Source organism: Anoxybacillus amylolyticus, from assembly GCF_001634285.1.
Classification (GTDB): domain Bacteria; phylum Bacillota; class Bacilli; order Bacillales; family Anoxybacillaceae; genus Anoxybacteroides; species Anoxybacteroides amylolyticum.
This window is the reverse complement of record NZ_CP015438.1, coordinates 1,207,367-1,219,632: the sequence shown is the minus strand read 5'-3', so window position 1 is coordinate 1,219,632 and position 12,266 is coordinate 1,207,367. Positions and strand designations below refer to the sequence as shown.

Genomic DNA, 12,266 nt, shown 5'->3' with positions numbered 1-12,266 from the left:
TGCCATACGTCATTATTCACACTTTCTTCAAAAACATTTCATCGTTCGCACAAATTTTTTAAAAAAGGTCTTGAAAGTCAAAAAAGGTCAAATTATAATAAAAACAGAAAGGTCAAAGAAAGTCAAAGTCAAACAAAAAAGGAGGTTATGCTTCATGATGTGTCAAGCATGCCAACAAAACAAAGCCACTGTGTTTGTGAATTTGCAATTTAACCAAGAGAAAAAACAATTGCACCTTTGCCACAACTGCTACGAACAACAAAAACATGAATTAACGATTCCAATGAACTTCGGATTCGGGAAATTCCCAACCTTTCCTTTTGAAGACGTATTTTCAAACGAGTTTGCCTCTCCTTCAGAAACGAACATACCAACGTACAACACGCAGCCAACAAAACAAAAGCAAGGCGGCTTTTTAGACAAATTCGGCCGAAACTTAACACAACTTGCGAAAGCAGGACTTATTGACCCAGTCATCGGACGGGAGAAAGAGATTGAGCGCGTCATCGAAATTTTAAACCGACGGAATAAAAACAATCCGGTGTTAATTGGTGAGCCAGGGGTTGGGAAAACAGCGATTGTCGAAGGATTGGCATTGAAAATCGCTGAAGGACAAGTGCCAGAAAAACTAGTAAACAAAGAAGTATACTTGCTTGATGTCGCTTCCCTCGTCGCTAATACCGGCATTCGCGGGCAATTTGAAGAGCGAATGAAGACGTTAATTGCGGAATTGCAACGTCGCAAAAATGTGATTTTATTCATTGACGAAATTCATTTGCTCGTCGGAGCTGGTTCAGCAGAAGGTTCAATGGATGCGGGTAACATTTTAAAACCTGCGCTTGCTCGCGGGGAATTGCAAGTTGTTGGGGCAACGACATTAAAAGAATACCGGCAAATCGAAAAAGATGCTGCGCTTGAACGCCGTTTCCAACCGGTCATTGTCCATGAACCGACCGTCGAACAAGCAATAAACATTTTAAAAGGCATTCAAGCAAAATACGAACAATTCCACCATGTCAACTATACAGATGAAGCGATCGAAGCGTGTGTCACTTTATCACATCGTTATATTCAAGACCGCTTCTTGCCAGATAAAGCGATTGACTTGTTAGACGAAGCAGGCTCAAAAGCAAACTTACGCATCGGTCCAACTGATGAAAAACAACTGCACGAACGGCTCGCCCAACTGGCAAAAGAAAAAGAACAAGCAGCGAAAGAAGAAAACTACGAACTTGCGGCAAAATTGCGGGCAGAAGAGCTGAAATTAGAAAAACAGCTGCAAAACGTGAAATCGCAAGAAACGCCAATCATTGATGTTGCAGATATTCAACAATTAATCGAAGAAAAAACGGGCATTCCTGTCGGCAAATTGCAAACGGATGAAAAAGAAAAAATGAAACACCTAGAAGAGAACTTGGCGAAAAAAGTTATCGGTCAGGAAGAAGCGGTAAGAAAAATAGCGAAAGCAATCCGCCGCAGCCGTGCCGGATTAAAATCGAAAAACCGTCCAATTGGTTCGTTCTTATTTGTCGGACCGACAGGCGTTGGGAAAACGGAGTTGTCAAAAACATTGGCGGAAGAATTATTTGGCTCAAAAGATGCAATGATTCGCCTTGATATGAGCGAATATATGGAAAAACATTCCGTATCGAAATTAATCGGTTCTCCTCCTGGCTACGTCGGTCACGAAGAAGCAGGGCAACTCACGGAAAAAGTGCGCCGCAACCCTTACAGCATTATCTTGCTTGACGAAATTGAGAAGGCGCATCCGGATGTCCAACATATGTTCTTGCAAATTTTAGAAGACGGACGTCTCACCGATAGTCAAGGACGCACCATCAGCTTTAAAGATACAGTCATTATCGCAACAAGCAATGCAGGTACGTCTGATAAAAAAATTACGGTCGGCTTTGAAAAAGATGGAGAAGTAGTGGAACCAAGCATTTTGGATACGTTACACCACTATTTCAAGCCGGAGTTTTTAAACCGCTTTGACGCAATCATCGAATTTAAACCGCTTGAAAAAGCCCATATGTTAAAAATCGTCGACCTTATGCTTGCTGAGTTAAAAACAAACTTACAAGAACAACAAGTCGAACTAGTCGTGACGGAAGCTGCAAAAGAAAAACTAGCCGAACTTGGTTACCATCCAGCTTTCGGTGCTCGTCCGCTCCGCCGCATCATTCAAGAATATGTCGAAGACCAAATTGCCGATGTACTGCTTGATGACACCGATGCTACGATGATTCAAGTTGATGTAGAGAATGGACAAATCGTCGTTCAAGCAAAGAAAAACGCCTAATCCACTAGCGGATTAGGCTCCTTTTTTTCTCAGTCCGTTCATTAAAAACTGAATCGTCCGCTCCATTTCCGCTTCGTCGTCCCACTCGTAGTCCGGCATGATAATAAAACGAGTGGCAAAAAAGCCGGCAATCGTCGTTACAGTCAAGCGAATGACTGACTCGACAGGGAAATCCGCAATTTCCCCACGTTCTTGAAAATATTCCACAATTTTTTTAAATTTCTCATAGACGTGTTCCATAAACACCACTTCTAACTGTTTTTTTATTTCAGCATGAAACGCAATTTCTTGCCAAAACACACGAATTGCTGGTAAATATTTTTTTACAAATTTGTAACGATTTTTCCATACAGTGCGCACAAAATCTTCGTAATGTTCGTATTGATGTTCAAACACTTCTTTCGCAAATTCTTTCGCTAAAAACGGAGCGACTGACTGAAGCAATGTCGGTGTGACGATTGCTAACAATAGATCTTTTTTTGTTTTATAATGCCGAAAAATTGTCCCTTCGGCTACACCAGCTCGTTTAGCAATTTCGCTTGTCGATGTCGCTGCATACCCTTTTTCCGCAAACATTTCAATCGCTGCTTCTAAAATTTTTAATTGCTTTTCGCTAAATTTTCCGTCTTCCTCGCTAAATTTCAACAACTCCTCGAGCCATTGTTCCTCATTCATGAACCAGCATCTCCTTGTTGTTACAGTTTTCGATGTTTTTTCAAGGCGAATATATTTAGTGTAACAAAAATAACGGCAAAGCTAAATAACGCCAGCAAATCAGTGCGAATATCACTAAGTCCCATTCCTTTATACATGACGTTTTTCAATGCATCGCCACCGTAATACATCGGCATAACTTTTGCAATTGCTTGCAGCCAGTCAGCCATTTCATTCACCGGGAGAATGCCAGCGAAGAAAATTTGCGGAATAATGACAACCGGAATAAATTGCATCATTTGAAACTCGGAATGGGCAAACGCCGATAATAAAATTCCAAGCGACAGGGCGACGAGCGCCAACAATAAATTAATGACAATAACATGCCATAAAGAGCCGACAAGGGTAATGTCTAACACTTTGACGGCAAAAAAGACGACGATTAATGTCTGAAGGACAGCAAATGTTCCGTATCCGAGCAAGTAGCCAAAAACAATTTCGTGGCGGCGAACCGGTGTTGCTAACAAACGCTCAAGCGTGCCGGTCGTCCGTTCCCGCAATAGGGCAATTCCCGCAATAAGAAAAACGAAGAAAAAGACGAAATATCCTACTAATATCGGGCTTAACGTATCAAAAAAGGAAGTATCTTTATTGCCGTATACGTACGATGTATGGATAGTCGGCGACTGCGGCTGTTCTATTTTTATCGGGACAGATAGACGTTGTTGAATCGTTTGCAATGCTTTTTTCATTGTCGCTTTTTGTTGTTTCGCTGCTTCTTTTGCGATCATCTGTTGAATTTTCACTTGCAACGCTTTCGCTTTCGATGGGTCAGCATTTTCAAACGTTAAGTGGATATCGTTTCCGTTCATTTCCATAAATCCGTCTAAATGATCATCAACAATTCGTTTTTTTACATCGCCTACTTTTGAATACTCCACAATATCAATTTGTTGCTTTTTTAATTGTTTAATCCCCGCAGAATCCACATGTGCAACACCGAGTTTCGGGTTTTCCGCTACATTGTCTGTAAACAAAAAATGAAACAACGTTAAAATGAATAGCGGTGCCACAAACATTAGTCCAAGTGTCCGCTTGTCACGCACCATTTGCTGAAAAATTCGTTTCACTACCGCCATCGTTCTCATCCGCGCTTCCCTCCTGCTTTCACAAATACATCTTCTAAATTGCTCACCTCGTATTGCTGTTTCAACTGTACTGGTGACCCACTCGTGATAATTTTCCCTTCCCTCACCATCGCTAAACGGTCACATTTTTCTGCTTCATCCATTACATGCGTCGTGACAACAATCGTTTTTCCTTCCTTTTTCAATCGGAATAATTCCTCCCAAATCGATAACCGCAACTCTGGGTCAATGCCGACCGTTGGTTCGTCTAATACTAGAATTTCTGGGTTATGAATAAGTGTGATTGCCAGTGACAACCGACGCTTCATCCCACCCGAATACGCCATGACTTTTTTCGATAAATGCGGCGTTAGTTGAACAAGCTCAGCAGCATACATGATTCGTTCTTTCCGTTCCTTCTTTTTCAGTTGGTAAAGCGAGGCAAAAAACTGCAAATTTTCTTCTCCTGTTAATTCAGGATATAGCGCATCAGATTGTGCTATATAGCCGATCGAAGATAATGAAGTCATATTTGGCATCGTTCGATTCAGCACGTTTACTTCTCCCGAAAAATCGCTGTCCATTCCGACAAGAATTTTCACTAACGTCGTTTTTCCTGACCCGGAAGGACCGATTAGACCGTATATTTCGCCTTTATTTATCGTTAAATCAATGTTGCTCAACACTTCTTTTTTTCCAAATGATTTGCTCACTTGCTTGGCAACAATGGTTCCCATCAAAAAGTTCTCCTTTTTCTTAATAAGTGATTACTCACTTCGAGTATATAGTATACCATCATCAATTCCAAGTGAGTACTCACTCATTTATAGCTAATCATTTTTATCTAAAACGATAATTGACGAACATTGTCGAATCATGTATTATTATCACGGCTATCGAATAAATTCTCGTTAACTAGAAGATAGCGATTGTAATAAATAATATTTGAAAAAAGGACAGAGAACCTTGTGCTGCCAAATAAAAGATTCGTTGCTGAAATGTATATCGTACTCTAGCGTTATAAGCTCAGAACAGGGATAGGACTGTCAGCGCTTTATATACATGTAACCGGGGAGTTTCACTTTATTTTTTCGACTGTCAGAGGCAAGCCTTTGGCTTGCCTGCGTCACGCATTCGCGTGACAGAGAACCGAACAACGAGCCGCCTCCGAGACAAATTCATTTGTCTCGGAGCGGTGTTGTTCGGTCGCCCGACAGTCGAAAAATGTTAACACTTCAATGTGCATTTATATAGAGATGGAGAGCTGTCGATCTTAACCTACAGATGTTTATGCACCTGTAGAAAACTTAAATGTATTTTTTTGTCTATCATCAATAAGAAAGTATGAACAGGCGTGTTGATTAACCAATAAAAACCAGTTGACATCGCTCTATAGCTTTTCTGCCGTTGTCGGCACTTTGCCGACTGGGAGTATTAGCCTGACCTCCTCGAACAATGAACGCTTTGCGGGCAAATGTCATTTGCCATCCGGCGTTCTTGTTCGAGGGAAAAGGCAGAAAAGCTTGTGTTCAGCCATAGGATTCTATATTTTTTAGTAAAATAATGGATAATCAACACTCATGGAAAAATATTTTTTTGGCACTCCTAAGATGCCAAGAAACCTTGATATATCAACATTTCTAGAGGGAGGAGTTTCCAACATTGCAGCAAAACAAATTAGGTCTTTGGATGTTAACGGCGCTTGTCGTCGGAAATATGGTTGGTTCTGGAATTTTTATGCTTCCTCGTTCCTTAACGGAAGCAGCTAGCCCGCTTGGAGTCATTCTCGCTTGGCTATTAACAGGAGGCGGAGTACTGATGACCGCGCTCGTATTCGGGAATTTGGCGATTCGTAAACCTGATTTGAATGGCGGACCACAAATTTATGCAAAAGAATTGTTTCCGAAAGGATCAAGCATTTCGATTTTATCGGGATTTATGTCGTCTTGGGGATATTGGATCGGCAACTTTGCCGGCAACGTAGCAATTATTACAACGTTCGCGAGCTATTTATCAACATTTTTTCCGATCTTAACAAGTAAGCAAGCGTTGTTTACCATCGGTTCGACCGATATTAAGCTTGGGAACTTGTTAACGTTTCTCGTTTGTACCGCTTTGTTATGGGGAATGCATTTCATTATTTTACGCGGCATTGAAGGGGCAGGAAAGTTAAATTTCATCGCAACAGCTGCGAAAGTATTAGGCTTTTTCTTATTTATTGTTATTAGCTTATTTGCCTTTGAGCGAAGCAATATCGGCTCCTTTGTCGCTCCTCGCTATGACGAAGCAGGACACACCGTTAGCCTATTAGGGCAAGTGAATAATGCAGCAGTCGCAACGTTATGGGCGTTTATCGGGGTGGAGTCCGCGATTGTGTTTGCTTCACGCGCCATCAAACAGTCCGATGTCAAGCGGGCGACGATTCTTGGGCTACTCATCGCCCTCGCCATTTATATCGGTATTAGTGTGCTTGTCATGGGCTTATTGCCACAAAAACAACTGATTCAATCAGAAAAACCGCTCGTCGATGCGATTCAAACGATTTTAGGCCCAAGTGGTGGATATATTCTTGCAGGACTTGGATTAGTAAGCTTGCTTGGCTCAACGCTTGGCTGGGTATTGCTAAGCGCTGAAGTGCCGTACCAAGCAGCAAAACAAGGACTGTTTATGCGATCGTTTTTAAAAGAAAATAAAAAAGGAATGCCAAGTTTTTCATTGCTTTTATCCAACAGTTTAGCACAAATGTTCATTTTCTCTACTATTTCTCATTCGATGTCCGCAGCGTTTGATTTCGTTATTTACATCGCGACCCTTGCTTACCTTATTCCATATTTTATCGCTTCTGTTTTTCAACTGAAGCTCACATGGACAGGGGAAACGTACGAAAAGACAGGAAAAAGCCGCATCGCTGATGGCATCATCGCACTATTGGCAACGATTTATTCCATTTGGGTCATCATTGCCGGGACAGCGGACATAAAAACGTTCCTATTTGGCATCGCTTTATTAGCAAGTGGTATTTTCTTCTATCCACAAGTGAAAAAGGTAGCGCAAGAACCAACGAAAAAGCAAAAACTATCTGCATAAACAATAAAGCGGCCTGATCAGCCGCTTTATTGTTTTGCTCCATATCCTAGTTTTTTCAACAGGACAATTGCCTGTTCTTTTTCTGCTGCTGTTAAGCCGGCAAGCGTTTCGTGAATCGTTTGTTCATGTTTCGGAAACACTTCTTCAATAAATGCCATTCCTTTGTCCGTAATCGCTGCATACGTTACACGACGATCTTTTTCACACGCCTTGCGGACAATTAATCCTTTTTTCTCCAACTTGTCAATGACGTACGTAATGCTGCCACTAGCAAGTAAAATTTTCTCCCCGATTTGCTGAAGCGGCTGGTCACCCTTATGGTACAATAATTCCAACACGGCAAATTCGGTCGGATTTACGCCAAATGAGTGAATAGATTTATTTACTTGATCGTTTACCGCGCGGTATGCTCTCGAAAATACAATAAACAATTTTAATGATTGCGCAATCTCTTCTTTTCCCGCCACTTGTCATCCAATCCTTTATCCATCGAATTCGAAGCCATTGTAGCGAAAAATGCTATCTTTGTCAACGAGGGATTGGAACGACAACTACAGAACTACTTTCCTCCCTCTTCTTTTTCTTCATATGGATGGGCGACCCAACCGGACTGGTCAATAAATAAACGAACGGCAACAACTTGGCGATCGTCCATTAATGTAAAGAAATGCGGATTTCCTTCTGGAACGGAAATGACATCCCCAGCTTCGAGTTCCACGTTAAAATAACCTGTTTGTTCATCGCCTTTAATGATAAAAATACCATGACCGGCGACGATGGCACGAACTTCATCTTCTGTGTGTGTATGCACTTGTTCAAATTTTTTCAATAGCTCTTCTAAATTTGGCGTTTGTTCACAAAGCGCCACAACGTCCCACGCTTGATACCCTCTTCGTTTCGCTAGATCTTCAATTTCTGTTTGAAACGTCGCTAAAATTTCTGCTTTTTCTTCGTCTGTTAATACAAATTTGTTTTGCAGATGGATTGGAAGTTTACTTGCATCCCAATGTTCATACAGCACCCCTTGCTTGTTTAAAAACGCTGCGACGTTTTCGTTTCCCTCAATGACTTCCCCACTGTTTCGCATTTTAATGACTGCCATATGTATTCCCCCTTATCGTTTTAAGAGTAATAATTTTACATGATAGCTACACAAAAACTCACATGCTTCTAAAAACTTTTTTGCCTCAAACGCATCTCTTCCCCAAACGGTAATGCCGTGGTTGCGAATAAGCACCGCACCCATGTCTGTGTGCACATGTTTCGCAAACTCATCCGCTAACGTCGGAATATGGGCGAAATTCGGAATAATCGGAATGCGAAAAACAGCATCTTCTTCCCATAAGCCGAACGCTTTAATAATTTCTTGCTTCGTAAAGACGACTTCCCCTTCGTCTCCGTACCATTCGGAAATGACGTTGTTGTCAACGGTATGCACATGCAGGACACAACCGGCGTTCGTTTTGTTGTAAATGTGGACGTGAAGAAGCGTTTCCGCTGACGGTTTTAAATGCGTCGCTTCCGCTGGCAGTCCGTCCGCTCCCACAAGTAAAAAATCTTCCGCCGTTTCTTTTCGTTTGTCTTTTCCGCTTGCCGTGACAAGAAAAGTGAGTGGCTCATCGCTAACTTTAAGCGATAAGTTTCCGCTCGTTCCCATAAACCAGTCGCGCGCCGCAAGTTCTCGTTTTACTCGCGCAAGCTCTTCCCATTTTTTTTGCCTAATGCTCATATCGCCACCTCGCTTTCTTTTAATACGTCAATGACGTCATAAAACGTCGTAAATGACGTATGCGGTAAGTTGAGCTCGCGGCATTTTTCAAGCAAAAAGTCGCGTGCGATCACATAGTCTGCTAATTTTGCCGCCGCTAAATCGGTAATTGAATCGCCAATCACGAGCGTTTTTGCTCCTTTTGGCGCGAGTTTCCGAAGAAGCGACGGCTTGCAACATCCACAGCCGTTTTGACAATGTTCATCGCACGCATACGGCCACGTAATTTCAATCGTTTCGCCGCTAAAGTTGGCACGGTTACAGAAAATGCGTTCTTTTTCAATTAAACCATCTAATAACGGATAAACGAAAAAATCGATGCCACCGCTGACGATATAAAAAGGGATTTGTTGTTCTTTCGTAAACGCGACAAACTCGGGAAATCCCTCACGAATGAGCGCTGTGTTAAGTAAAAATTGGACGATTTCTTCTTTCAGCGTCGCCGGCAAAAGTGAAAACATGCGACCGACCCCTTGTTGTACGGAACATCTTTGCGCGAGTACGTCATCTTTGATCGCTTCCCACTCCGGTGGAGCAAACTGTTTCATAATCGCAATAATGTTATCGTTTAACGTAATCGTCCCGTCAAAGTCGCAAAAAATGACTGGCTTCATCACGCGCTCCCCCATAAGTCAAGCGCTTGTTTTAGCGCTTCATTTTCTTTTGCCGCATCATAAAGCGAACGACCAGCTAATACCGCCTCCACCGCGGCACGGAACGCTTGCCCGCCACCAACTGCTCCTCTCGGATGACCATGCACCCCGCCACCTGCGTTAATGACGGAGTCGATTCCAAAGTCGCGCACAAGAAGCGGCACAAGCCCTGGATGAATGCCTGCAGATGGAACAGGGAACGTGCGCGCAAACGGCTCTTGTTTCGTTAATTCATGAGCGATCGCAAGCGTCTGCTCTTTTTCAAGCGCCACACTTCCGTATGGAGACGGGAAGAGTGAAAAGTCCGCCCCGGCCATGCGCAACAGTTTGCCAAGAAGAAGCGCATAACTCACGCCATAAACGTGCGACGAGGCGATTGCTCCACTAAACGACGGATGGGCCATAATCGGCAAACGAATGTCATCATCTTCCCGAAGCGCTTGCAAGACGTCAAGCCCGTATGTAAAGACATTAAACAATAACACATCCGCGCCAAGTTCCGCTGCTCGCTTCGCTTTTTCTTTTAGCTCAAACGTTTTTCCTGTTAAGTTGACGGCATATAACGTGCGATGCCCTGTTTGTTCGTACACGTCGTTGAGCGCTTGTTTTCCCGCGACAATGCGTTTCTCAAACGGCGTGAGGTCGTTTTCAAACAAAATTTCATCGTCTTTGACGAGATCGACACCGCCGAGCGCTTGAAATTTTAATTGCTCGGTCACATATTGTAAATCACGCCCGATGACCGCTTTAAAAATGCTCATCACAAGCGGACGATCAAAGATTCCTAGTTTTTCCCGAATGCCATCAATGCCAAAGCGTGGGCCAGGAAATGCTCGTTTTAATTCATCGGAAAATGTTAAATCTAACAGTTTAATCGTTCCATCAAGCGACAATTTGCCAAACGTCGTCGTGAAAATCGCTGGAAAATCGGCGCTAAAATTGACGCTCGGATACGAGATGCGAACAAGCGCCCGCTTGAGTCGCTTTCCGAAATACGTATTCACCCGCTCATCTTCCTTGAGCTCTTCAATCGACTCAACGATGCCTTTATGTTTTTTCAGCTGCTCTTGTTCAAGTTGCGGCAAATCGGTCCATGACCCGATGGTAAGCCCACGCGCAATGCCGTCTGCTTTTTTCGCCAATTCTTTGTCATCATGGATTAAATATGTTGCGGTAATCATCTTCCCACTCCTTCACAAATAAAAGGCCTCTTCATAAGAAGAGGCTCAGTCGTTCGTCTCTTCTTATCTCTCAGCGCATTGCTGCGAGAATTAGCACCGTGCTTAACAGCTGTTAAGTCGGTTGCCGGGCTTCATCGGGCTCGTCCCTCCGCCTACTCTTGATAAGAATGCTAGTATTTATTTTATTTCGGGAAAATTTTTGTTTGCAAATTTAAAATTTAATTCGAATTATGACAGCACTTTCTGAATTTGTCAATCATTTTTTAAAAAAGTTGCAGTCGTCCGATACGTTCTGCTGCTTCTTGAAGCCTTTCTTCGCTTGTAAGCAGCCCTGTGCGCACATATCCTTCACCGTGTTCTCCGAATCCGACGCCCGGAGCTACAGCGACGTGCGCCCGCTCTAAAAGCACGTCAGCAAACTGTTCAGACGTCCAGCCGTTCGGCACCCGAAGCCATGCGAAAAACGAGCCTGAAGGTGCTGCGACGTTCCAGCCAATCTCACGCAGCGCATGCATGAACGTGTTGCGACGCGATTCATACATCGCAACAAGTTCATGGACACATTGTTGTGACTCTAAAAGTGCCACTGTAGCTGCTTCTTGAATCGCACCAAACAAACTGACATATAAATGGTCTTGCAGCAAATTAATCGCTCCAATCACGCTTTCATTGCCGACTGCAAAGCCGATACGCCAGCCAGCCATATTATACGTTTTCGAAAACGTATAAATTTCAATGCCGACCTCTTTCGCTCCTTTCGTCTGCAAAAAGCTGATTGGTTTTTGCCCATCAAAGCCGATTGCACCGTATGCAAAATCGTGTACGACGCAAATGCTATGCTTTTCCGCAAACGAAACCGTATTTTCAAAAAATTGTTCTGTCGCCTTCGCACCCGTTGGATTGTTCGGATAGTTTAAAAACATTAATTTTGCTTTCCGAACCACTTCTCCTTTCAGACCGTCGTAGTCTGGCAAAAAGCCGTTTTCTGCTAAGAGCGGCATCATCACCATTTCTGCTCTAGCAAGTGCCACTCCTGACCAATAATCAGGATAGCCTGGGTCTGGGACGAGCACAACATCGCCCGGATTTAATAAACATTGCGGAATTTCGACAAGCCCCGCTTTACCGCCAAATAAAATAGCCACTTCTTTTTCGGGGTCAATCGTTACCCCATACTCTCGTTTATAAAAGGTCGCCACTGCTTCTTTCAAAAACGAATAGCCGCGAAATGGGGAATATTTATGGTATTTTGGATTGGCAGCTGCTTTTTGAAGTGCTGCGACAACATGCCGTGGCGTCGGCTGATCTGGGTTTCCTTGACCTAAATTGATAACATCATGTCCTTCTGCCATCACTTTGCTCACTTTATTCACGAGCGACGCAAAAAACTGGGTTGGAAGACGATTTAGTAAATCCGATTGGGTAAATTTCAATGGCTCCACCTACTCAAAAAATTCTTGAAATTCTAGTCAAACATCATATATCGTAAAGAAT

At 43.0% G+C, this 12,266-nt stretch carries 11 protein-coding genes and 1 riboswitch; of the genes, 2 read left to right on the top strand and 9 right to left on the bottom strand.

From position 1 onward, the window contains the following. The first annotated feature begins 154 nt into the window (after positions 1-154). The gene (locus GFC30_RS06255; RefSeq protein WP_066323387.1) at positions 155-2,302 is read left to right on the top strand and encodes an ATP-dependent Clp protease ATP-binding subunit; all 2,148 of its coding nucleotides are present in this window, start codon (positions 155-157) and stop codon (positions 2,300-2,302) included. Between the two features lie 12 nt (positions 2,303-2,314). Here the strand turns inward: GFC30_RS06255 and GFC30_RS06250 are convergent, their stop codons facing one another. From GFC30_RS06250 to GFC30_RS06240, 3 genes are read right to left on the bottom strand one after another with little or no spacing between them, the layout of a single operon-like run. After that, positions 2,315-2,977 (bottom strand): TetR/AcrR family transcriptional regulator, encoded by a 663-nt coding sequence (locus tag GFC30_RS06250; RefSeq protein ID WP_066323386.1) that lies wholly within the window; start codon positions 2,975-2,977, stop codon positions 2,315-2,317. A 20-nt stretch (positions 2,978-2,997) separates the two neighbouring features. Next, a complete protein-coding gene (locus GFC30_RS06245; RefSeq protein WP_066323385.1) occupies positions 2,998-4,104 on the bottom strand; it encodes an ABC transporter permease in 1,107 nt (368 codons plus the stop codon). Further along, the gene (locus GFC30_RS06240; protein ID WP_066323384.1) at positions 4,101-4,820 is read right to left on the bottom strand and encodes an ABC transporter ATP-binding protein; all 720 of its coding nucleotides are present in this window, start codon (positions 4,818-4,820) and stop codon (positions 4,101-4,103) included. The genes GFC30_RS06245 and GFC30_RS06240 overlap by 4 nt, the downstream gene beginning before the upstream one ends. A 925-nt stretch (positions 4,821-5,745) precedes the next feature. Between GFC30_RS06240 and GFC30_RS06235 the strand changes: the two genes are divergently transcribed. Continuing rightward, entirely contained in the window at positions 5,746-7,170 is a 1,425-nt protein-coding gene (locus tag GFC30_RS06235; RefSeq protein ID WP_066323383.1) for an amino acid permease, read from the top strand. Between the two features lie 26 nt (positions 7,171-7,196). On the opposite strand, the gene GFC30_RS06230 is transcribed toward GFC30_RS06235, so the two are convergent. The 6 genes from GFC30_RS06230 to GFC30_RS06205 all read right to left on the bottom strand — a co-directional run bounded on the left by GFC30_RS06230 (position 7,197) and on the right by GFC30_RS06205 (position 12,205). Beyond that, positions 7,197-7,637 (bottom strand): MarR family winged helix-turn-helix transcriptional regulator, encoded by a 441-nt coding sequence (locus tag GFC30_RS06230; protein WP_066323382.1) that lies wholly within the window; start codon positions 7,635-7,637, stop codon positions 7,197-7,199. A gap of 92 nt (positions 7,638-7,729) precedes the next feature. Then, complete coding sequence (locus GFC30_RS06225) at positions 7,730-8,272, bottom strand: 1,2-dihydroxy-3-keto-5-methylthiopentene dioxygenase (RefSeq protein ID WP_066323381.1); 543 nt, start codon at positions 8,270-8,272, stop codon at positions 7,730-7,732. 12 nt (positions 8,273-8,284) lie between these two features. Further along, positions 8,285-8,899: a methylthioribulose 1-phosphate dehydratase gene (locus GFC30_RS06220; RefSeq protein ID WP_066323380.1), complete on the bottom strand. Its 615-nt coding sequence runs from the start codon at positions 8,897-8,899 to the stop codon at positions 8,285-8,287. Next, a complete protein-coding gene (locus GFC30_RS06215) occupies positions 8,896-9,552 on the bottom strand; it encodes a 2-hydroxy-3-keto-5-methylthiopentenyl-1-phosphate phosphatase (protein WP_066323379.1) in 657 nt (218 codons plus the stop codon). The genes GFC30_RS06220 and GFC30_RS06215 overlap by 4 nt, the downstream gene beginning before the upstream one ends. Further along, entirely contained in the window at positions 9,552-10,772 is a 1,221-nt protein-coding gene (mtnW, locus tag GFC30_RS06210) for a 2,3-diketo-5-methylthiopentyl-1-phosphate enolase (RefSeq protein WP_066323378.1), read from the bottom strand. Before mtnW ends, GFC30_RS06215 begins: the two co-directional genes overlap by 1 nt. A 60-nt stretch (positions 10,773-10,832) precedes the next feature. Then, a riboswitch (SAM riboswitch) is annotated at positions 10,833-10,940 on the bottom strand. 95 nt (positions 10,941-11,035) lie between these two features. After that, positions 11,036-12,205 carry a pyridoxal phosphate-dependent aminotransferase gene (locus tag GFC30_RS06205; RefSeq protein ID WP_066323377.1) on the bottom strand — a complete coding sequence of 390 codons (1,170 nt, stop codon included), beginning with the start codon at positions 12,203-12,205 and terminating at the stop codon, positions 11,036-11,038. Between the last annotated feature and the right edge of the window lie 61 nt (positions 12,206-12,266).

What these genes read in the sequence shown, in the direction of transcription:
- GFC30_RS06220 (WP_066323380.1), bottom strand. Translation starts at nt 8,899, where the DNA reads ATGAGCATTAGGCAAAAAAAATGGGAAGAGCTTGCGCGAGTAAAACGA.
- GFC30_RS06240 (WP_066323384.1), bottom strand. Translation starts at nt 4,820, where the DNA reads ATGGGAACCATTGTTGCCAAGCAAGTGAGCAAATCATTTGGAAAAAAA.
- GFC30_RS06250 (WP_066323386.1), bottom strand. Translation starts at nt 2,977, where the DNA reads ATGAATGAGGAACAATGGCTCGAGGAGTTGTTGAAATTTAGCGAGGAA.
- GFC30_RS06225 (WP_066323381.1), bottom strand. Translation starts at nt 8,272, where the DNA reads ATGGCAGTCATTAAAATGCGAAACAGTGGGGAAGTCATTGAGGGAAAC.
- GFC30_RS06255 (WP_066323387.1), top strand. Translation starts at nt 155, where the DNA reads ATGATGTGTCAAGCATGCCAACAAAACAAAGCCACTGTGTTTGTGAAT.
- GFC30_RS06215 (WP_066323379.1), bottom strand. Translation starts at nt 9,552, where the DNA reads ATGAAGCCAGTCATTTTTTGCGACTTTGACGGGACGATTACGTTAAAC.
- GFC30_RS06245 (WP_066323385.1), bottom strand. Translation starts at nt 4,104, where the DNA reads ATGAGAACGATGGCGGTAGTGAAACGAATTTTTCAGCAAATGGTGCGT.
- mtnW (WP_066323378.1), bottom strand. Translation starts at nt 10,772, where the DNA reads ATGATTACCGCAACATATTTAATCCATGATGACAAAGAATTGGCGAAA.